Here is a 21,487-nt window from a genome sequence, read left to right on the forward strand (position 1 = left end):
ATGGATATGCATATCAAAACGGGCGGACAACCCGTCAAACCTTATGAGAGCCACCGCGCGCGCATGCTGATCTCCTGCCCGGACGGGCCGGGAATCGTTGCTGCGGTTTCCCGCTTCCTGTACGAGCATGGAGCGAATATCGTGCAATCGGACCAGTATACGATGGATCCGGAGGGCGGCATGTTTTTTATGCGGGTGGAATTCGACCTGGACGGATTGGACGGGCGAGTCGCGGCACTAAGGAGCGATTTCGAAGCGATCGCCTCGCAGTTTCGGATGGAGTGGAACATTTATCAATTAAGCCGTAAGAAGAAGCTGGCGATCTTCGTGTCCAAGGAGGATCACTGCCTGGTCGAGCTGCTATGGCAATGGCAGGCGGGCGATCTGGACGCTGAAATCTCCATGGTCGTGAGCAATCATCCGGATATGAAGGAATACGTCGAATCGTTTGGGATTCCTTACTACCACATTCCGGTGACGCCGGAGACGAAACGCGAAGCCGAGCAAAAGCAGCTGGAGATCGTCGGAGGCAAGGTCGACTTGATCGTGCTGGCGAGATACATGCAAATCGTCTCCCCGGCATTGATCGAGCCGTATCGCAATCGCTTGATCAACATTCACCACTCGTTCCTGCCGGCGTTTGTGGGAGGCAAGCCGTACGCCCAAGCGTATAACCGCGGGGTCAAGATTATCGGCGCTACCGCGCATTATGTGACCGAGGAGCTGGACGGCGGCCCAATCATCGAGCAGGACGTGCAGCGCGTCAGCCACCGCGACGACGTGAACGAATTGAAGCGAATCGGGCGGACCATCGAACGGGTCGTGCTGGCCCGGGCCGTGAAATGGCATATCGAGGACCGGATCTTGGTGCATCAGAACAAGACGGTAGTGTTCAACTGACCGGACCACCCGACGACATTCGGATAACCAAACCGGCACCATGGGCCGCTCGACATGGTGCCGGTTTTTGATTTTTTCCGCTCTTCGGCAAGCGATCCGCTCGTTCAACGTATGTTCCTGAAAACAAGCCCAAAACGGCTCATTGGCAGGGGAAGGGTTGGGAATAATGGAATAATGGTATGGAAAAGGGAAGTAGGAAGTGCTACAATAGATAAAGTCAAAATGATTTTTTCAAAATGATTGTTTTGTAATCGGAGCGTTAAAGTTTCATGATTTTCAACGATTTTTCATAACTAAGGAGGAAACACGAATGTCACTTGCAGACAATAATACGATCGACAATCTCTCGATCACCACCATTCGTACGCTGGCGATCGACGCGATCGAGAAGGCGAAATCCGGCCATCCGGGCATGCCGATGGGCTCCGCGCCCATGGGTTATCAATTGTTCGCCAAAACGATGAACCATAATCCGGACGAACCGACCTGGATCAACCGCGACCGTTTCGTCTTGTCCGCCGGCCACGGCTCCATGCTGCTGTACAGCTTGCTGCACCTGTCCGGTTACGACCTCCCGATGGAAGAAATCAAACAATTCCGCCAATGGGGCAGCAAAACCCCGGGTCATCCGGAGTTCGGCCACACCGCCGGCGTCGATGCAACTACCGGCCCGCTCGGCCAAGGCTTGGCGATGGCCGTAGGGATGGCGCTTGCGGAAACCCAACTGGCGGCGACTTACAATAAAGGCGATCTGAAAGTGATCGACCACTATACGTACGGGATTTGCGGCGACGGCGACCTGATGGAAGGCGTGGCCAGCGAAGCGGCATCGCTTGCCGGACACCTGAAGCTCGGCAAATTGATTTTCCTGTATGACTCCAACGACATCTCGCTGGACGGCAAGCTGAACCTCAGCTTCTCGGAGAACGTGCGCCAACGCTTCGAAGCATACGGCTGGCAAACGCTGCGCGTGGAAGACGGCAACGATCTGGCGGCCATCGAAGCGGCGCTCGAAGAAGCGAAACGCGACACCGAACGTCCGACGCTGATCGAAGTGAAGACGATTATCGGCTACGGCAGCCCGAACAAACAGGGCAAAGGCGGCCACGGCGGTACGCACGGTTCTCCGCTGGGCGCGGAAGAAGCGAAGCTGACCAAAGAGAACTACAAATGGGTATATGAAGAAGATTTCCATGTTCCGCAGGAAGTGCGCGAGCATTTTGCCAAAGTCAAAGAACGCGGGATTGCCGCTTATCAAGCTTGGCAAGAAACGTTTAAGCAATATCAAGCGCAATATCCGGAGCTGGCTGCCCAATTCGAACGGGCCGTCGCCGGCGATCTGCCGTCCGGTTGGGATGCGAAGCTGCCTAAGTACAGCGCAACGGACAAAGCCGTATCTACGCGTGTAGCTTCCGGCAACGCGCTTAACGGACTGGCTCCAAACGTACCGCAACTGCTGGGCGGCTCCGCCGACCTGGAGAGCTCGACGATGACGCACTTGAACGACTTGGCGATGTATACGCCGGAAACCCGCGACGGCCGCAACTTGTACTTCGGCGTGCGCGAGTTCGGCATGGCGGCCGCGATGAACGGCATCATGCTGCACGGCGGCCTGAAGGTGTTCGGCGGCACGTTCTTCGTGTTCACGGACTATCTGCGCCCGGCCGTACGTTTGTCCGCGCTGATGAAGCTGCCGGTCACTTACGTGCTGACGCATGACAGCATCGCGGTTGGCGAAGACGGCCCAACGCATGAGCCGATCGAACAGCTGGCTTCCCTGCGCATCATTCCGGGCTTGACGGTCATCCGTCCGGCGGACGGCAACGAAACGTCGGCGGCATGGGCTTATGCCGTGGAGAACAAATCGAATCCGGTCGCACTGGTGTTGACTCGTCAAAACCTGCCGATCCTGGAGAGTACGGCTGAAGCGGCCCGCGAAGGCGTCAAACGCGGCGGTTATGTCGTATCCGATGCGAAGGACGGCAAGCCGGTTGCGCAGATTATCGCCACGGGCTCCGAAGTCCAGCTCGCGGTAAAAGCGCAAGCGGCTCTGGCGGAAGAAGGCATCCACGTTCGCGTCATCAGCTTGCCGAGCTGGGATCTGTTCGACAAGCAGGGTCAAGCGTACAAGGACTCCGTCATCCTGCCGGAAGTCAAAGCCCGCGTTGCCGTGGAAATGGCGCATCCGTTCGGCTGGGAGCGTTTCGTCGGCGAGCAAGGCTCGATCATCGGCATCGACAAGTTCGGGGCTTCCGCGCCTGGCGACAAGGTCATTGAAGAGTACGGCTTTACGGTCGAGAACGTGGTCAACCACGTGAAAGCCCAATTGAAGTAAATAAGAATAGGAGTTCAAAAAGTCGGGTTTTCAGCACCGAGAAGGTTGGATGAAGCTAGGGCTTGAGTAGCGGAGCGTAGACGGATCTACGTGAGCAACGGAAAGCCCGGCTGAATTCAAGATTCGACGTCGAATCCGCTTCTTGATCCGAAGGGAGAGGGGAACGTGACAGAGCAACTGCAAAACGTGACCGTAGAGAAGCAAGCCAACATTTACTTTGACGGCAAAGTCACGAGCCGAACCGTTTGGCTTCCGGACGGAAGCAAACTGACGCTGGGGATCATGCTCCCCGGGGAATACGAATTCGGTACGGATTCGCTGGAAGTGATGGACATTTTGTCCGGAGACCTGAAGGTGTTGCTTCCCGGCGAAACGCTGTGGCGGGAAATCAGCGGGCGCGGGACGTTCACCGTTCCCGCCAAGTCTTCCTTCAAGCTGGAGGTGCGCAGCGTCACCGATTACTGCTGCTCTTATGGGGCGGGAGCCTAAGCCGGGAGCCTAAGGCGGAGGCGGCGCCCCGAGGCAACCAAAAAGGCAGGTAACAGCGACGCAAAGTTCGCTGTACCTGCCTTTATGCGCATTTAAGCTCAAAACGGGCTGGCTTAGTCGCCGATTTGCTTGCCGATCCAGGCTTCATACACTTTGACGATGGAGGAGAGGTCCTCATCGCCGAAGCCTTGGGTTTCACCCGCCTGGAACAGGCTTTTGGCCAAGCTCAGCATCGGCGCCGGAATGCCCGAGCCGTCGGTCAGCGCGGACGCGAGCTTCAGATCCTTCAGCATCAGCGCCAGCGAGAATTGGTTCGTGAAATCATGCTCGATGATTTTGTGTCCCTTGAGCTCCGCCGCTTTGCTGCCGGCGGAACCGAGCTGCACGAGCTCCAGGAAGCGGTCCGCCGGCAGCCCCGATTTGGCGGCGATGGCAAATCCTTCGGCCAATGCCAGATTGTTGATGCCGACGATCGTATTGTGGGCCAGCTTGGCGACGGCCCCGCTGCCGTTGTCGCCCATGTGCAGCACTTTCTTGCCCATCGTGTCAAACAGATCCATCACCCGTGCCAGCGTCTCCGCGGAACCGCCGACCATAAATACGAGCGTGCCGTCGATCGCGGCCGGCGAACTGCCGGTGACCGGGGCGTCGAGGAACGCGCCTCCCAGCGCGGCGATCTGCGCGGCCAGCCGTTTGACGAGCGCCGGCGAGATGGTCGAGCAGTCGATCACGGCGGTTCCGGGCCGGATTCCCGCTAATAGGCCGTCCGCGCCTTCGTACACTTCGGCGATGGACTCGTCGTTGCTGACCATCGTGATTACGACGTCCGCCCCGGCGGCGGCTTCCTTCGGCGAAGGTGCCACCGCGGCTCCCTGCTCGGCAAGGGGCGCCGCTTTGGATGCGGTCCGGTTAAACACGGTCACGGGATATCCTGCCTTTAGCAGGTTGGAAGCCATAGGCGCCCCCATCGTCCCGAGGCCGATAAATCCGAGTTTTTTCAAGTTCGTCACCATCTTCCCAAAGAATTGAACATCATTTAATTATTTTAGCACGTCGCGCGGAAACCTGTATATTGTGCCCTTGTCATTGCCGGGGATTTACAGTATCCTAGTTTTAAGTTGTTTGAGGCGGCGTTCGGACCGGCTTTTTTTACCAGACAGCAGCATTTGAGCGTTTCCTCTTGGATAGGTCAGTGTGATAAATATAAGACGGAGGAGAGTTTCAGCAATGTCCAAAAAAGTGACGTTTGACTACAGCAAAGCCCTGCAATTCGTCGGGCAGCATGAGATCGATTATTTTGCGGAGCCGGTTCGCACGGCTCACGAGCAGCTACATAAAGGTACCGGGGCGGGTTCCGATTTCCTGGGTTGGATCAACCTGCCGACCGAATACGATAAAGAAGAGTTCGCCCGCATCCAGAAAGCGGCGGCCAAAATCCAAAGCGACTCCGACGTCCTGATCGTCATCGGCATCGGCGGGTCCTACTTGGGGGCGCGCGCCGCAATCGAATCGCTGTCCCATTCGTTCTACAACCTGCTGCCGAAGGACAAGCGCAAAACGCCGGAAATTTATTTCGCCGGCAACAACATCAGCTCGACTTACGTGAATCACCTGCTTGACCTGATCGAAGGCAAGGATTTCTCCGTGAACGTGATCTCCAAATCGGGGACGACGACGGAACCGGCCATCGCTTTCCGCATCTTCCGCGCCGCCCTGGAGAAGAAATACGGTAAGGAAGAAGCGCGCAAACGCATTTATGCGACGACCGACAAAGCCAGAGGGGCGCTGAAGAAGCTGTCCACCGAAGAAGGCTACGAAACGTTCGTCATCCCGGACGACGTGGGCGGACGTTATTCCGTACTGACTGCGGTAGGCTTATTGCCGATTGCGACCGCCGGTATTAATATTGAAGAAATGATGCAAGGCGCAGCCGACGCGGCGAAGGAATTCAGCAACCCGAACCTCGCCGAGAACGCCAGCTACCAATACGCCGCTGTCCGCAACGCGTTGTACCGCAAAGGCAAAGTGACGGAGATCCTCGTCAACTACGAGCCTTCCCTGCATTATGTATCGGAATGGTGGAAGCAGCTGTATGGCGAAAGCGAAGGCAAGGATTACAAAGGCATCTACCCGGCTTCGGTTGATTTCTCCACCGACCTGCACTCCATGGGGCAATTCATCCAAGAGGGCAACCGGAACATCTTCGAAACGGTCATCCAAGTGACCGAAGTGCCTTGCCACATCACGATCGAATCCGATTCGGCCGATTTGGACGGCTTGAACTTCTTGGCCGGCAAAACGCTCGACTTCGTCAACAAGAAGGCGTTCCAGGGGACGCTGCTGGCGCATACCGACGGTCAAGTGCCAAACCTGGTCGTGAACGTGCCGGATATGACGCCGTATTCCTTCGGTTACCTGGTTTATTTCTTTGAAAAAGCCTGCGGCATCAGCGGTTACCTGCTGGGCGTTAACCCGTTCGACCAACCGGGCGTCGAAGCGTACAAGAAGAACATGTTTGCACTGCTTGGCAAACCGGGTTACGAGAAGGAAAAAGCCGAATTGGAAGCACGTCTTTCCGAATAAGCCGTAGATAACTTTTTGAACTACCTTTTATCAGCGCCAGGAAGCAGTTCGCCGGAAGGTACCGGAGGAGCTGCTTCTTGGCACATTCATAAGGATGGTCTCATATGCTGGAAAAGTACAAGACGGTCAGGCAAGCCGGAGAACAAGAAATCGTCATCAAGAAATCAAGGTTTATCGGGCACGTGAAGCCGGTGGAAACCGAAGCCGATGCGCTTCAGTTTATCGAGGAAATCAAGAAGAAGCACTGGAACGCCACACATAACTGTTCCGCGTACATGATCGGGGAACGGGACGAAATCCAGAAGCAATCGGACGACGGGGAGCCAAGCGGAACGGCCGGCAAGCCGATTTTGGAGGTGATCAAACATCAGGGCCTCAAGAACGTCGCTATCGTCGTAACCCGGTATTTCGGTGGCATTATGCTGGGGGCGGGCGGCCTGATTCGCGCCTATACTGACGGAGCCGTCGCGGCGATTGAAGCGGGCGAAGCGATTACTCGCGTGCTTCATCAGGAAGTGTTCGTGGAGCTGGATTACACCTGGCTGGGCAAGGTAGAGAATGAACTGCGTAACCGCGGCATCCGTACGGGAGATACGGGGTTTGCGGATAAGGTGACATTATGCTGTCTGCCGCTTCATCCGGAGGCGCAAGCCTTCATGGATTGGATGACCGATTTGACGGGAGGGCAGGCCGTGATGACGGAAGGTGAAAAGGTTTATTTTATTGAAGGGGAATAACGCCTATGGCAAGAAGAGCAGTAGATCAGGAGTTGTCGAGAGAAAGAATTATGGAAGCGGCCCGGCACTTGTTCATCACCAAAGGGTACCGCGGGATTTCCATGAGGAGCATCGGTCAGCATTTGGGATACAGCCACGGCTCGCTTTATTATCACTTCAAGGAAAAGGCCGAGTTGTTTTATGCCATTGTGGTGAAAGATTTCGAGTCGTTGACCCATTTATGCGAGCAGGTCACCAAACGTCCGCCTGCCGACGGACTGACCAAAACGGAGCAACTGATGCTGGAATTCATCAAGTTCGGCTTGGAGCATCCGCATCAATACGAGATCATGTTTATGCTCCGGGACGAAGAAATATTGGCGTACTGTCGCAGCGAACAGACCAAATGCTTCAGTATGTTCGAGTCCATCATCCGCAGCTTTTTGCAAGAGGAGAGGCATCCGCTGGAGAACAACCCGTCTCTTCCGCTCAGTATGTTTTTGGGCATGCATGGATTTATCTCTTTCTACATCCAGGATCGGCTGACCTTTGAAGAGATTAAGCCGGCCGCTGTCGCGCACGTCAAAATGTTAAGCCACAGCATTTACCACCGCGTAACGTCATAAGGCGTTTTTGTTTTCGCTTCTCGCTTTATCCAATTACATCATCATAGCATCAACACTTTATTACACTAATTGACAAAACCGGTCGATCCGAGGAGAAGGTTATTGGGATAGGCCGGTTTTTTGTTCGTCATTCGGCGAAAAAAGCACTTCAAACCGCTTGGCTACGCCCTTTTTGCGCATTGACGGAACGCATGCGGTTTGGTAATCTATTCTTATAGATAAATCCAAGTAAATTAATCAGAATTGGTGAAGATGATAGAAGTTAGACCGGAAGGGATGTGTGGTTTGGCATGCATGTAGAAGTGCGGGATTTGGATAAGCATTTTGGCAGCTTCCATGCCGTCCAGAATGTCAGCTTTGGCATCGAAAAGGGGCAATTGATCGGCTTGCTGGGACCGAGCGGCGGCGGCAAAACGTCGATTCTTCGCATGCTCGCGGGTCTGGAGCAGCCGGATAGCGGGGAGATTCTGTTCCATGGGCAGCGCGTCAACGAGCTGGCTCCGCAGGATCGCGGAATCGGCTTCGTTTTCCAAAGCTACGCCCTCTTTAAGCATATGACCGTATTCGATAATATTGCCTTCGGCCTGCAGGTGAAGAAGGTGTCCAAGGCGGATACCCGGGAGCGGGTCATGGAATTGGTCGAGCTGACCGGGCTGCGGGGCTTCGAGAGCCGCTATCCCCATCAACTGTCGGGAGGGCAGCGCCAACGGGTCGCGTTTGCCCGCGCTTTGGCGCCGCAGCCGCAACTGCTGCTGCTGGATGAGCCGTTTGCCGCGATCGACGCCAAGATCCGCCAGGAGCTGCGTTCGTGGCTGCGCGAGTTGATCGAGCGGGTGGGCATCACCTCTATTTTCGTTACCCATGACCAGGATGAGGCGATTGAGGTGGCCGACGAGATCATGATTATCAACCAGGGGCGACTGGAGCAAAAAGGGACGCCTTGGGATATTTACAAGGAGCCGGAGACTCCGTTCGTCGCCTCGTTTATCGGGCAATCGACGCTGGTGGAGCGTGCCGCCGACCTGAAGGGCTTCGAGGAAGAAAGCGGAGGCCCGGACACGAAAGCCCTGATCCGCCCGGAGTACATCGAAGTGGGCACCGAACACGAGTTTACGCTGCTGTCCGCGACCGCTCCCGCCGTAGTGAAGCATCTGCACTTCCGCGGCAGCGAGTGGCTGGTGGAGGTGGAGGTTGGCGGGCATACGCTGACGACGTTCCGCTCTTTGGAGAAGGAAACGCTGAAAGCGGGCCAGGAGGTTCGCGTCCTGGTGCACCGCGCTTATCTCTTCGACAATGAACGGAGCTGGATTCTCGAAAATCCGCTGAAACGAAATCCGCTGAGCGTCATGATTTAATACAAACAAGGGCACTGCCAATCCGATTGGCGGTGCCCTTGTTTAAGTATGAGTTTATGCCCCGGATTGCCCCTTTTCACGATTATCCCTTTAGTTCAGGAGGCAGGCGGGGGCGTGGATAAAAGACGTCCTTCAGGCTTTGCGGCTGCATTTGCCTTTGCGGGGAATGCAGCATCGGAAGTTAATGCCCTATGTTCCGCTTTCCTTTCCGCTGTAACCTGATCAAACGGGATAATCGTGTAAAGGGAGCCGGAAAGGGAGCCGGAAAGGGACCATCGGACCGGCTTATTTCATGCCCGAGATCGAATAGTTTTCGATGATATGTTTTTGGAAAATGATGAAGATGATGATGATCGGCACGACCATAAACGCCGACCCCGCCATCTGCAAAGCGTAATCGCCGCCATATTGGCCTTTAAGCAACTGCAGGCCGACCGACAGCGTATACAGTTTCTCGTCGTTGGCGATGATGAGCGGCCATAGGAAGCTGTTCCAACCGCCAATGAAGGTCAATATCCCTTGTACGGCCAATATCGATTTGGAAATGGGCAGTGCGATCTGCAGGAAGATACGGAATTCGCCGGCTCCGTCCAGGCGGGTTGCTTCCAGCAACTCGTCGGGGATCGTCGACATGAACTGACGGAACAGGAAAATGCCGAAGGCGCCAACCAGCCCCGGAAGCACGATGCCGATCATCGTATTGGTCAGGCTCATCGTGTTCAGAATCAGATAGACCGGAATCATCGTGACCTGGCCGGGAATCATCATGGTGGCCAGCACGAGATAGAAGAGACCGTCCCGGCCCTTAAACCGATATTTGGCGAAAGCAAACCCGGCCAGCGCGTTCAGAAACAGACCGAGGAAGGAAAAAACAACGATGATCAACGTATTTCGCAAGTATATGCCGAACCGCATGTTCTCGAACAGCTCGCGGAAGTTATCCAGCGTAAATTGCTGCGGCCACAGCGTCGGCGGGATTTGCGCCACTTCGCTTTCCGGCTTGAACGAAGATAAGATCATCCAAACAAACGGCAGCAGCATGAGCAGGCCCATCGCGCCGAGCAGAATGCCGACCAGCCATTGCAATGCTTTATCGCCGGAGGTTCTGGTTTCCATGCGTATACACCTCCCGGGATGACATCAGACATCCGCTTCCTTGTTTTGAAATTTGAATTGGACAAGCGTGATGAGGATAATGGCGAAGAACAGGATAAAGGACCCTGCCGCGGCATATCCGAATTTGCTGAATTGAAAGCCGTTATTGTAAATGAACAACGCCACGGACATCGTTCCGTCCAGCGGACCGCCTTTGGTCATAACGAACGGTTCCTCGAAGAACTGCAGCCAACCGATCATCGTCGTAATCGAAACGAAGAAGATGGCAAAACGCAGCAGCGGGATCGTGATCGACCAGGTTTGTCGCCAAGCGCTGGCCCCATCGATTTGCGCCGCTTCGTAATACGTCTTCGAAATCCCCTTGATGGCGGCGATAAATATGATCATGTTCAGGCCGATTGCCCGCCAGACGGCCAGAATGATCAGCGAGATCTTGGCCATAACCGGATCCTGCAGCCAAGGCACGGACCCCAGCCCCAGCGAGTTCAGAATATAGTTGAGCAGCCCCAGCGACGGGTTGTACAAATAACTCCACACGACGGCGACCGCCACGACGTTCGTAACCGACGGCATGTAGAAAATAACCCGAAACGCTTTAAAGATACGGGCTCGGCCGAAGTTAATCAATAAGGCGACCATCAGGGAAATGACGATGACAAGCGGCACGCCGATGATGACATAAAACAAGGTGTTAAAAATGGCATTTCGGAAAGAAGGGTCCTGCAGCACTTCCTTGTAGTTATCGAAGCCGATAAAGCCGATGTTCGAATAATCGGCCAACCCGGCCATATCCATGTCGGTGAAGCTGATGACGAGCGCGATGGCGATCGGAAGCAGCGAAAAGAGCGCCAGCAAAATCAGGGTTGGCGCAATGAACAGGTAAGGCGCGTTTTTTTGCGATAAGCCTTTCATATCGGTTCACTTCCTTTGTTGGGCGCATCTTGGCCAACGCTACCGCCGGTCCGCCGGGAAGCCGAATGGCCCGGCGGACCTAGGGGTATCGCGGTTCTTTTGGTTTACTTGCTGAGAATTTTCTCGGCTTCAGCGTTAAACGCATCCATCTCTTTTTGAACATCCGCGCCGCCGCGGACGATACGTTCAAAGCTCTTTAAATAAGTTTGGGCGATCTGCTCCCAAGTGGTAAGCAGCGGCATTGGTTCGGAATGCTCCAACTGTTCCTGGAGCGCCTGATAGTTCGGATCGTCCTTCAGGGAAGGGTCTTCCCAAGCTTTTAAGTTGGTCGGCAGCGATTTGGTTAACTGCATCCATTTGATCTGCGTCTCCGGCTTGCTCATGTATTGGATAAACTTCAAAGCTTCGTCCTGGTGTTTGGTATATTGGAACACCGACAAATCGGAACCGCCCAGCGCGGAGATGTTGTTTTCTTTGGCCGGCAGCGGAGCAACCGCCCATTTGCCTTCCAGATCCGGCGCTTGCGTCTTGATCGTGTTGATCATCCAAGGGCCGCTGATGAACATCGGAACGACGCCCTCGCCGCCAAGTCCTTGCACCGCATCCAAACCGAGGTCGACCGGTGCCGAACCGTCCTTAAAGAAACCGTTCAGATACTCGACGGCTTGCACGAACTCCGGCTGGTTGAACAACGGTTTGTTCTGGTCGTCCAGCAGCTTGGAGCCGTTCTGGCGGGCGAACATAAACGACAGCGACTGCTCGTTCATATCGATGCTGATGCCGTATTTGCCCTGGCCGCGGTCGGCCAGCTTTTTGGCCGCGTCGCGCAGCTCGTCCCAGGTTTTCGGCGCTTGATCATAACCGACCTCTTTCAACAGATCGGTCCGGTAGAAGAGCACCCGGGTTTCGGTGTACCAAGGAATGCCGACGATTTTGCCGTCATATTTGGTCGTGTTCACGGCGCCCGCATAAAATTGATCTTCTTTAAACTCCGGATACTTGTCCACCAAGGAAGTCAGATCGAGCAGCGCGCCGGCATTCGCAAACTCGGGGATCCAGGTCGTTCCCATTTGGATGACGTCCGGACCTTTCTTCGAAGCGACCGCCGTCAGCAATTTGTCGTGCGCATTCCCCCAAGGAAGGGCCTGAACATCGACCTTGATGTTCGGATTCTCTTTCATGAAATCGTCGGCGATTTGCGGTAGCGATTTGGCTTCGTCGCCCATCGCCCATACGCTGATTTCCACTTGTTGGTTACCGCCGCCGTTTGCGCCGGTATTGCCGTTGCCGCCATTTGCGGCGTTATCGTTCGCACCGCAGCCGGCAAGAAGGCCGGTGAGCACCAGCGAGCTGGCAAGCAGGGTTGTTGCTGTTTTTTTCCACATAAGGATCGTCCTTTCTTTAAGAAGATAGCTGTAAGTAATATGAGACTTTTCCAAGAGTTTTTATGCAAAACGCGATGAGCCGGCCTGTCGGACGGGCAACACCTCCTTCTCTGCGAATCAAAATCGTCCCCTTGTCCTAACTGGTTGCTACCGAAAATCGGTATCTTTACTGTTGAAACGTTTCGAATCAGGAAAACAAGAACTCGATTCACGGATTTGGAGAACCGAGTGAAACGTTTCGATTCATTATAAAACAGAATGTAATCGTATTCAATAGATTTTTTTGGGTTCATAAAATCGGCTCGGTGTGGTTAAATTGACATAATAGAAACGTTTCTATAAATTTTGTAATCGCATTCAACCCAAATTGACGGATTCTTCGATTCGATATATAATCCATTTATTCTGATAATCGAAACGTTTCAATGGAAAACTAAGACGACTTTGTTTAATTCTAAAAAGGTGGGGACAATTCATGCAGCAACTCGTAGACAGTTACCTCAGCCGGATGACCCTTGCGGAAAAAATCGATCAGCTGCTGCAGTTGGCGGTGCCGTTTTTCGAAGGCGCCCGGACGGAGGGGGAAATTACCGGACCGATGCAAGAGTTGGGCGTATCCGAGGAGACGGTGCGTAATACGGGCTCGGTCCTTGGGTTATCCGGAGCTCAGGAAGCGATCAACGTCCAGAAGGCTCATTTGCGGAAAAACCGTTTGGGGATCCCGCTTTTAATGATGGCCGACATCATTCACGGATTTAAAACGATCTTCCCCGTGCCGTTGGCCATCGGATGCTCGTGGGATCTGGAACTGGCCGAGCGAAGCGCCGAAATCGCCGCCAGGGAAGCCGCGGTTTCGGGAGTCCATGTCACATTTGCGCCAATGGCCGACCTGGTACGCGATCCCCGATGGGGCCGGGTAATGGAGTCGACCGGCGAAGATCCGCATTTGAATAGCCAATTCGCGCGGGCGTTCGTCCGCGGCTTCCAAGGCCGCGATTTGCGCACCGATCCGAGCCGGGTGGCCGCATGCGTGAAGCATTTCGCGGCCTATGGGGCCGTAGAGGGCGGGCGCGATTACAACACCGTCGATTTGTCGGAGCGGCAACTGCGCGAATTTTATTTGCCGGCGTACAAGGCCGCGCTGGACGAGGGCTGCGAAATGGTCATGGCGGCGTTTAACACGGTGGACGGGGTGCCGGCGACCGGAAATTCGCGCCTGCTGCGCCGGCTGCTTCGCGAGGAATGGGGCTTTGACGGGGTGATCATCTCGGATTGGGGGGCCGTGAAGGAATTGATTCCGCACGGCGCCGCCGCGAACGAGAAGGAAGCGGCCCGGCGCTCCATCGAAGCGGGCATCGATATCGAAATGATGACGACTTGTTATATGAAGCATTTGGCGGAGCTGGTGGAATCCGGAGTTATCGAGGAAGGGCGGATTGACGAGTCCGTACTGCGGATCCTGCAATTGAAGCATAAACTCGGGCTATTTGACAACCCTTATCGCGGCGCCGATCCGGAGCGGGAAGCGGAAATCGTCTTTTGTGCGGAACATCGGGCCGTTTCGCGGGAATTGGCGGCGAAATCCTGCGTCCTGCTGAAAAACGAAGGGGTGCTGCCGCTTCGGCGGGACCAATCGATTGCGCTGATCGGGCCGTTTGCCCAAAGCGGCGACATTCTTGGACCGTGGTCATGGCAGGGCTCGACCGATGCGGCGGTTCGTCTCTATGACGGTATCGCCGCGAAGGTCGGCGCCGATCGGATCGCCATCGCCGAGGGCTGCGGCATCGAGGAAGGCGATGAGCGCCGGCTTGAGGAGGCGCTTGCCGCAGCGGCCGGCGCGGACGTGATCGTGCTGGCGCTGGGCGAAAGCTCGGAGATGAGCGGGGAAGCGGGGTGCCGGGGAGATATCCGGCTGCCGCTAGCCCAGTTGGCGCTGATCAGCCGACTCGCCGAGCTGGGCAAGCCGATGGCGGCCGTGTTGTTCAACGGCCGGCCGCTGGACTTGCACGGCGTGGCGGATCGTGCCGATGCCGTGCTCGAGGCCTGGTTCCCGGGCAGCGAAGGCGGCAACGCGATTGCGGACCTGCTGTTTGGCGACGTGCTGCCTTCGGGGCGGCTGACGATGTCTTTTCCCTATGCGGCGGGGCAAATCCCGGTCTATTACAACCATTTCAACACCGGCCGTCCGAAAGGGGCGCCGGACGCTCAGGTAAGATACGTTTCCCAATATCTGGACATGCCTAACGAACCGCTTTACCCGTTTGGTTTCGGATTAAGCTACACCACGTTCGTTTACGGCGAACCGCAGCTGTCGTCCGGAGTCATGACGCCGGACCGTCCGCTGACGCTCAAGGTCAACGTAACCAACGCCGGAGACGCAGCGGCCGAGGAGACGGTGCAGCTGTATGTTCGCGATATGGCGGGGGATGTGGTTCGGCCGGTGAAAGAACTGAAGGATTTTCGCAAAATCCTGCTGCAGCCGGGGGAAACCCGTGAAGTAGCCTTCGAACTGACGGAGCAGCAGCTGTGTTATTACCATGGCGATTTGTCGTATACCAGCGATCCGGGCGAGTTTATCGCCTATGTCGGCTCGAACAGCCGGGATGCTGCGGGCTTACCTTTCGTTTTGGAACTATAGAAACCCAAAGTACAAAAGGAGTGGACACGTTTGACAGCTACGGAGCCGAAAAAAATTCTTCAAGCCGGGGATTTGGCCTTTACGATATGGAATAGCGGCGATGTGTACGAAATGAAATACCGCGATATCCTGATCAATCAATTGTTAACCGGTCCGGTGGAGGGGTCGCTGAACAATCTGTATCTGCGGCTGCACCGTCCCGAGGGGATTCGGGCGATTCCCTTGCTTGGCATTCGTTCGAACAGCCGGCTGAATATCGGGGCGAGCGCGGCCGTTTGGGATGGCGAGACGGAAGGGATCCGATACAGGGTCGTTTTAACGCTGGACCCGAGTGGGGCCTGGTTCTGGGACGTTCACCTGAAAGGGCAAACTTCTTTCGAGATCGACGTGATTTACGGTCAGGATATCGGGATTGCCTCTCCGGGGGCGGTACGCAGCAATGAAGCGTATTTGTCTCAATACATCGACCATGCGGTATTTCGCCATGAGCGGCGCGGGATGGTCATTTGCTCGCGTCAAAACCAGCCGCAGCACGGGAAGTTTCCGTATCTGCAGCAAGGGGCGCTAACCGGAACCACCGGTTATTCGACCGACGGCTTTCAGTTTTTCGGATTGTCTTACAAGGAAACCGACCGTCCCGAAGCGTTGGCGCGACAGGACCTGGCCAGCGAAATCTATCAATACGAATTTGCGTACGCCGCCTTGCAGACACCGCGGCAACTCTTGTCCGGCTCGGCGCGGTTCGTATTCTACGGATGGATTCGGGAAGACCATCCCGCAGCAATCGAGGCGCTGGAATACGAGGAGTTGATCGAGGAAGCGTGGCGCAAGGCGGAGGCGGCGGCTGCAAGCGCGGGAGAGGCGGTTGTTCCGGTAACCAGAGCCCGCGGGTTCGGAGAACCGCTGTCGACGGTACCGATGGAAAAAGCCGAAATCGAGGCATTATTCCCCCATCGTCATCATGAGGAACGTGAAGGCGAGCAACTGTTGTCCTTCTTCACGGATACGCACGAGCATGTCGTGATGAAGGAAAAGGAGCTCCGGGTGGAGCGGCCGCACGGCATGATCCTAATGTCCGGGGAGAACGACCGGGTCAGCGGCGAGGTCCTTACGACAACTTCCTATATGTACGGCGTCTTTAATTCGCAAATCGTAGTCGGCAATACCTCGTACCACAAGCTGGTTTCGAACGTCCGCAACGCGCTGAACGTCTCCAAAGCATCCGGGCAGCGGATTTACGTGGAGCTGGACGGGGTTTACCGCCTGCTGACGATGCCTTCCATGTTAGAAATGGGCTTTAACTATGCGCGTTGGACCTATAAGACGGCGGAGGATACGATTGTCGTAACGAACTATACGGCTGCGAAGGCCCCGGAAATGGCGCTGCGCGTCGTTTCTGCCAAGAGGAAGGCGTACCGCTATTTGGTGACGAATCAGGTCGTGATGAATGATCTTGAGTTCCAGCTCCCGTACCGGATGGAGCGGAAGGAAGCCACGCTGACGTTCCGGGCTGACGGCGCGGCGTTGTCGGCTTCGGTTTATCCGGACTTGGCCTATCGGATGCATTTGGCGGGAACGGACTTTGAAGTGTTTGACGAAAGCCGGTTGGCTCCGGGGGCGGCGCCGGGCAGCTCATCGCTGGTGGTGCTGGAAACGCAGCCGTGCAGTGATTGGACACTGACGGTACAAGGTTTGCTGCACGGCGGGGAACCGCAGCCCGCCATTCGCGAAGTGCAGGAGGAAACCGCGCGGTATCGCGAGTTTTTGAGCCGGGTGATGAACGGCTTTCGGTTATCCCAGGAGGAGGAAACGGCCCCAGGGGCGAAGGAGCTGCAGAAGCTGAACGCGCTGGCCTGGTGGTATACGCACAATATGCTGGTCCACTTCTCGGTACCGCACGGATTGGAGCAATACGGCGGGGCGGCGTGGGGGACGCGCGACGTTTGCCAGGGACCGGCGGAATATTTTTTGGCGACGCAAAAATACGAAGTGGTCAAGGACATCCTGAAGACGGTGTATGCCCACCAATATGAGGAGGACGGGAACTGGCCGCAGTGGTTTATGTTCGACCGTTACGCTCGGATTCAGCAGGAGGAGAGCCACGGCGACATCATCGTCTGGCCGTTGAAAGTGCTGGGCGATTACCTGACCGCGACCGGGGATTTCGGGCTGCTGGACGAGCAGGTGCCGTACACGATGAAAGGAAGTTTTGAGCCGTCCGTGAAACCGGCAACGATCCGCGAGCATGCCAAGAAGGAGATCGACTACATCCGCGGCCATTTCCTGCACGACACGTATTTGTCTTCCTATGGCGACGGGGACTGGGACGATACGCTACAACCGGCCAACGCTCAGCTTAAGCGCTACATGATCAGCAGTTGGACGGTGGCGCTGACGTATCAGACGTTCCGCCGGCTGGCGGAGGCGTTGCCGGAAGAGGAACGGGGCTGGGCCGAGGAACTGGCGGAGCTGTCGGAGGGCATCAAACGCGATTTCAACCAATTCATGCTGGGCACGGAGGTCATTCCCGGGTTTGTGTACATGGAACAACCGGGCCAAGCCGAACTGATGCTGCATCCGACGGATACGAAAACGGGAATCCGCTACCGCTTGCTGCCGATGACGCGCAGCATGATCGCCGAGCTGCTGACCGCCGAGCAGGCGGAAGCGCACTACGGCGTCATTAAGGAGCGGTTGTACCATCCCGACGGCGTGCGCCTGATGGACCGGCCGGCGAAATACCGGGGCGGCGTCAGCACGCATTTTAAGCGGGCGGAGCAGGCGTCCAACTTCGGGCGCGAAATCGGGCTGCAGTATGTCCATGCCCATATCCGCTTCATCGAAGCGATGGCCAAGCTGGGCAAAGTCGAGGAGGCTTGGAATGGACTGCATAAGATCAATCCGGTCGGGCTGAAGGACGTCGTGCCAAACGCCGAACTGCGGCAGAGCAACGTCTACTTCAGCAGCTCGGACGGTAAATTCGCCACCCGTTACCAGGCGGAGGAGCGGTTCGATGAACTGCGCCATGGGAAGGTGCCGGTAAAAGGCGGCTGGCGCATCTACTCCAGCGGCCCCGGAATCTATATGAACCAGTTGATCTCCAACTGTCTGGGCATCCGCCGCGAGGGGAATGACCTGGTCATCGATCCCGTGCTGCCGCCGCATTTGGACGGGCTGCGGTTCGACTTCGCCTGGATGGGCGTTCCGACGACCTTCATTTACCGCATGAAGGGCGAGGGCCTGCGGGTGCGGATCAACGGCAGCGAGGTCCCGGTCCGGGAGAACCCCGGATATTACCGCAGCGGCGGCGTTCGCGTCAGCCGGCAGGATTTTGCGGCATCCGGGTCGAATGATCATAACGTTGTCGAAATCTTTATGTAAACTTTGAAATACCGAGTAAGATGAGCATTCAAAAAGTGGGGTTTCCCACACCGAGAAGGTTGGATGAAGCTTAGGGAAGGAGTAGCGGAGCGTAGGCAAAACCTACGTGAGCAACGGAGTTCCCGGCTGAATTCAAGATTCGACGTCGAAACCGCATCCTGCGTCTCCTCGTGAGAGGAAGACAACTTTTTGAAATACCGATAAGGAGAGTAATTTTTGTGGTTAGCATTAAGGACATTGCCAAACAAGCCGGAGTCTCCATCTCCACGGTATCCTACGCGTTGAACGGGAGTCCGAAAATTACCGACGAGACGAGCGCAAGAATTCTGGCGATCGCCGAACAATTGAATTATGTGCCCAATGCTGCCGCACGCTCCTTAAAAACCCGGGAGTCGAAAATCATCGGCGTGTATTTGACCGACTTCAGCGGCGCTTTTTACGGCGATCTGCTGCAAGGCGTCAAAGAAGTGCTGAACCATAAGGGGTACGACATGGTCGTGTGCAGCGGCAAGCAATCCCATCGCCTGCTGCCGGAGCGTATGGTGGACGGGGCGATTATTTTGGACGAGACATTCTCCAGCCAGGAACTGCTCAAATACGCCGATCTCGGACATAAAATCGTGGTGCTTGACCGCGAACTCGGCCATCCGAACATCAATCAGGTCCTGCTGGACAACAAGGCGGGAGCCGCCTTGGCCATCGAGCACCTGATCGAACAGGGGCATCGCAAGCTTTACGTCGTCACCGGACCCAAGGGCTCGTATGACTCGAAGCAGCGGTTGAAAGCGGTGAGACAGACGGTCGCCCGTTTCGACGGGGTGGAGCTGACCGAAATCGAAGGAAACTTCAACAAGGACGCCGGGGAACGGGCGGCCCAACGGATTCTGGGGGAGTATACGTCCCCGGTAGGCGTATTTTGCCTGAACGACGAGATGGCGATCGGTCTCTGCAATGCGGTGAAACGTACCGACTACATGATCGGGAAAGATCTCCACGTCATCGGCTTCGATAACATCGAGCTGGCCGAATATATCGTGCCGCGTCTGGCTACGATCGATTATTCCAAACGCAAATGGGGGGCGCTTGCCTCCGAGCAGTTGCTGAAGGTGCTGGCCGGCGAGCCGGTCGAGCATGAACGGGTCTACGTGACACTGATCCATGGGGATTCGGTGGGCAAAGCATAAGCCCGGCGGCGCTGCGGGAGGGAATAAGGGTAACGCTAATGCTCGGAGATTGGGAGAAATGCGGGCAGTTGGAGTAACATAAGGTGATAAATTCACTCTATTCCGCTCAAATTGGGAGAAGGTGGGGAAATAAGGTGAAAAAGTAACGCTATTGCTCGGAGATTGGGGGAAATGCGGGCAGTTGGAGTAACATAAGGTGATAGAATCACTCTATTTCGAGCAAATTGGGCGATGGTGAGGAAATAAGGTGAAAATGTAACGCTATTGCTCGGCGATTAGGCGAAATGCAGGCACTTGGAGTAACATAAGGTGATAAATTCACTCTATTCCGCTCAAATTGGGCGATGGTGAGGAAATAAGGTGAAAAAATAACGCTAATGCTCGGAGATTGGGAGAAATGCGGGCAGTTGGAGTAACATAAGGTGATAAATTCCACTAGCGTTGCATTAAGTAATTTTCGTCACGATAGAATTGAATTGATATCAATAAAATGAATATTTTTACATCTTTGTTTCCTCTGGATAAACTAAAATGGCTAAGGGGGAATAGATCCACGAGTTATCCATTTTTTTAATTTTCATTTGTCATTAGCGTACGATCAGTTTCGGCTCCATTGACTTCGTTGCCTTTTTCGGGGGCCTACCATTTCGCTTAGGTCGTCCCTTCGATGTTCGCGTTGGCTTGCGGTAGATCGCTACTAAAAAATCGTCCCATGGTTTTTCCGCATAGATTCGCATCAGTTGGAGCAGATCCCACGCTGATTTCTTACAGTTCAGAGTTAGTTTAACAAGTAAACATAACGCATAGGCGATCAAAGCAATATACATTTGGTTCCATATCGCTTCGGGCGTATAACCATGCGGTTTGACCAATCGAATATGCTGTTTGACCCACTTGAAAAACAACTCGATATGCCAGCGATTTCGGTAAACCTCAGCGATTTGGTGCGCAGACAAGTCGAAGCGATTCGTTACAAGACAATAGGTTCGCTTCTGGTCATCGCAAAACTCGATTAAGCGAAAGATCCCGGGAAAGTCCGGAAGTTTCACGTCGGCATCTCGGATGAATCCCTTCTGTCTTTTGGGCAGTTCCCTTTCTCGGATGACCGTTAGTCGGCTATTTTCCTTGACGCGGCAGACAAACTTGATTTTGTCCTTTAGCCATTTCTGAAAATGCTTATATACTTGGTAGCCGCGATCCATCACGTAAGTCGCGTCTTTGGCGATCGTAAATTCCAGAGCCACTTCATGGTCCGCGACGTCCTTGGTGGAAGCGATGATTTTGTCCGGATACATGGTTTTGGAATCCATGACAACCAAGGAAGTGTGCATCTTCACGCCATGATTCGTCTCTGAGCAGTAGCACCATTTCGCGAGAATAGGCGGCAAGGTAATCCCCGTCGAATCGATGAGTTTGAGCCTACCCATGCCAGGAGTCACCCCTTTTAAATCCTTTGTTCTTTGCTTGATTTGCTCGATGATCGAGAAAAAAAGGGTTTGAAGGTTGGCCATAGGCAGCCGCTTCATTTTCCGCGATAACTGGGCAGCACTTATGCTTTCGAGTTTCAGCAGTTTCTGAAATTCGCGATTGGCGGCTAAATGCTCTGACATGACCTTGTAAGAACTGCGCTGGTGCAACTGAGCTTCGATAAACAAGAGCGTCGAAGCGCCGACAAATAATTTCCGAGACCGATAGTCTAAAGTTGCATCCCGGGAAGAATCCACATTTAACAGTTTCAGACATTGACAAATGACGGTTTGATTCGGTACGTTATCCATAGTCATCTCCTTATTGTTGAGGCGTTTTATGGATAACGCGTGGTTAACTCAACAATAGGAGATGTCTTCTTTTTTGTCTGCGAATTTTA

At 55.0% G+C, this 21,487-nt stretch carries 15 protein-coding genes; 10 read left to right on the forward strand and 5 right to left on the reverse strand.

Annotated elements, in window-relative coordinates:
* From purU to ppnP, 3 genes are all read left to right on the forward strand, one after another.
* Entirely contained in the window at nt 1-900 is a 900-nt protein-coding gene (gene purU, locus ACZF99_RS06285; protein ID WP_483610006.1) for a formyltetrahydrofolate deformylase, read from the forward strand.
* A 310-nt stretch (nt 901-1,210) separates the two neighbouring features.
* Nucleotides 1,211-3,235 carry a transketolase gene (tkt, locus tag ACZF99_RS06290; protein ID WP_483610008.1) on the forward strand — a complete coding sequence of 675 codons (2,025 nt, stop codon included), beginning with the start codon at nt 1,211-1,213 and terminating at the stop codon, nt 3,233-3,235.
* 165 nt (nt 3,236-3,400) lie between these two features.
* Complete coding sequence (ppnP, locus tag ACZF99_RS06295) at nt 3,401-3,724, forward strand: pyrimidine/purine nucleoside phosphorylase (RefSeq protein WP_483610010.1); 324 nt, start codon at nt 3,401-3,403, stop codon at nt 3,722-3,724.
* Between the two features lie 113 nt (nt 3,725-3,837).
* Here the strand turns inward: ppnP and ACZF99_RS06300 are convergent, their stop codons facing one another.
* Entirely contained in the window at nt 3,838-4,725 is an 888-nt protein-coding gene (locus tag ACZF99_RS06300) for an NAD(P)-dependent oxidoreductase (RefSeq protein ID WP_483610012.1), read from the reverse strand.
* A gap of 226 nt (nt 4,726-4,951) precedes the next feature.
* Between ACZF99_RS06300 and ACZF99_RS06305 the strand changes: the two genes are divergently transcribed.
* The 4 genes from ACZF99_RS06305 (at nt 4,952) to ACZF99_RS06320 (ending at nt 9,004) form a co-directional block, all read left to right on the forward strand.
* Entirely contained in the window at nt 4,952-6,307 is a 1,356-nt protein-coding gene (locus tag ACZF99_RS06305) for a glucose-6-phosphate isomerase (RefSeq protein ID WP_483610014.1), read from the forward strand.
* Between the two features lie 104 nt (nt 6,308-6,411).
* The gene (locus ACZF99_RS06310; RefSeq protein ID WP_483610016.1) at nt 6,412-7,044 is read left to right on the forward strand and encodes a YigZ family protein; all 633 of its coding nucleotides are present in this window, start codon (nt 6,412-6,414) and stop codon (nt 7,042-7,044) included.
* 5 nt (nt 7,045-7,049) lie between these two features.
* A complete protein-coding gene (locus ACZF99_RS06315; RefSeq protein ID WP_483610018.1) occupies nt 7,050-7,649 on the forward strand; it encodes a TetR/AcrR family transcriptional regulator in 600 nt (199 codons plus the stop codon).
* Between the two features lie 290 nt (nt 7,650-7,939).
* A complete protein-coding gene (locus ACZF99_RS06320; protein ID WP_483610020.1) occupies nt 7,940-9,004 on the forward strand; it encodes a sulfate/molybdate ABC transporter ATP-binding protein in 1,065 nt (354 codons plus the stop codon).
* A gap of 285 nt (nt 9,005-9,289) precedes the next feature.
* On the opposite strand, the gene ACZF99_RS06325 is transcribed toward ACZF99_RS06320, so the two are convergent.
* The 3 genes from ACZF99_RS06325 to ACZF99_RS06335 all read right to left on the reverse strand — a co-directional run bounded on the left by ACZF99_RS06325 (nt 9,290) and on the right by ACZF99_RS06335 (nt 12,417).
* Entirely contained in the window at nt 9,290-10,120 is an 831-nt protein-coding gene (locus ACZF99_RS06325) for a carbohydrate ABC transporter permease (protein WP_483610022.1), read from the reverse strand.
* A 24-nt stretch (nt 10,121-10,144) separates the two neighbouring features.
* Nucleotides 10,145-11,032 (reverse strand): carbohydrate ABC transporter permease, encoded by an 888-nt coding sequence (locus ACZF99_RS06330; protein WP_483610024.1) that lies wholly within the window; start codon nt 11,030-11,032, stop codon nt 10,145-10,147.
* Nucleotides 11,033-11,136: 104 nt separating this feature from the next.
* Complete coding sequence (locus ACZF99_RS06335; protein WP_483610026.1) at nt 11,137-12,417, reverse strand: sugar ABC transporter substrate-binding protein; 1,281 nt, start codon at nt 12,415-12,417, stop codon at nt 11,137-11,139.
* A 475-nt stretch (nt 12,418-12,892) separates the two neighbouring features.
* Between ACZF99_RS06335 and bglX the strand changes: the two genes are divergently transcribed.
* From bglX to ACZF99_RS06350, 3 genes are all read left to right on the forward strand, one after another.
* Nucleotides 12,893-15,055, forward strand: a complete 2,163-nt coding sequence (bglX, locus tag ACZF99_RS06340) for a beta-glucosidase BglX (protein ID WP_483610028.1) — start codon at nt 12,893-12,895, stop codon at nt 15,053-15,055.
* Between the two features lie 30 nt (nt 15,056-15,085).
* Nucleotides 15,086-18,436 carry a GH36-type glycosyl hydrolase domain-containing protein gene (locus ACZF99_RS06345; RefSeq protein WP_483610030.1) on the forward strand — a complete coding sequence of 1,117 codons (3,351 nt, stop codon included), beginning with the start codon at nt 15,086-15,088 and terminating at the stop codon, nt 18,434-18,436.
* A 218-nt stretch (nt 18,437-18,654) separates the two neighbouring features.
* Nucleotides 18,655-19,620: a LacI family DNA-binding transcriptional regulator gene (locus ACZF99_RS06350; RefSeq protein WP_483610032.1), complete on the forward strand. Its 966-nt coding sequence runs from the start codon at nt 18,655-18,657 to the stop codon at nt 19,618-19,620.
* A 587-nt stretch (nt 19,621-20,207) separates the two neighbouring features.
* Here the strand turns inward: ACZF99_RS06350 and ACZF99_RS06355 are convergent.
* Nucleotides 20,208-21,398 carry an IS4 family transposase gene (locus ACZF99_RS06355; protein WP_483606373.1) on the reverse strand — a complete coding sequence of 397 codons (1,191 nt, stop codon included), beginning with the start codon at nt 21,396-21,398 and terminating at the stop codon, nt 20,208-20,210.
* Nucleotides 21,399-21,487 lie beyond the last annotated feature (89 nt).

It is taken from the genome of Paenibacillus sp. JL3B1040, from assembly GCF_057063165.1.

Coding starts and splice junctions, on each gene's coding strand:
- purU (WP_483610006.1), top strand. CDS start 1: ATGGATATGCATATCAAAACGGGCGGACAACCCGTCAAACCTTATGAG.
- tkt (WP_483610008.1), top strand. CDS start 1,211: ATGTCACTTGCAGACAATAATACGATCGACAATCTCTCGATCACCACC.
- ACZF99_RS06305 (WP_483610014.1), top strand. CDS start 4,952: ATGTCCAAAAAAGTGACGTTTGACTACAGCAAAGCCCTGCAATTCGTC.
- ACZF99_RS06310 (WP_483610016.1), top strand. CDS start 6,412: ATGCTGGAAAAGTACAAGACGGTCAGGCAAGCCGGAGAACAAGAAATC.
- ACZF99_RS06315 (WP_483610018.1), top strand. CDS start 7,050: ATGGCAAGAAGAGCAGTAGATCAGGAGTTGTCGAGAGAAAGAATTATG.
- ACZF99_RS06320 (WP_483610020.1), top strand. CDS start 7,940: ATGCATGTAGAAGTGCGGGATTTGGATAAGCATTTTGGCAGCTTCCAT.
- ACZF99_RS06325 (WP_483610022.1), bottom strand. CDS start 10,120: ATGGAAACCAGAACCTCCGGCGATAAAGCATTGCAATGGCTGGTCGGC.
- ACZF99_RS06330 (WP_483610024.1), bottom strand. CDS start 11,032: ATGAAAGGCTTATCGCAAAAAAACGCGCCTTACCTGTTCATTGCGCCA.
- ACZF99_RS06335 (WP_483610026.1), bottom strand. CDS start 12,417: ATGTGGAAAAAAACAGCAACAACCCTGCTTGCCAGCTCGCTGGTGCTC.
- bglX (WP_483610028.1), top strand. CDS start 12,893: ATGCAGCAACTCGTAGACAGTTACCTCAGCCGGATGACCCTTGCGGAA.
- ACZF99_RS06355 (WP_483606373.1), bottom strand. CDS start 21,398: ATGGATAACGTACCGAATCAAACCGTCATTTGTCAATGTCTGAAACTG.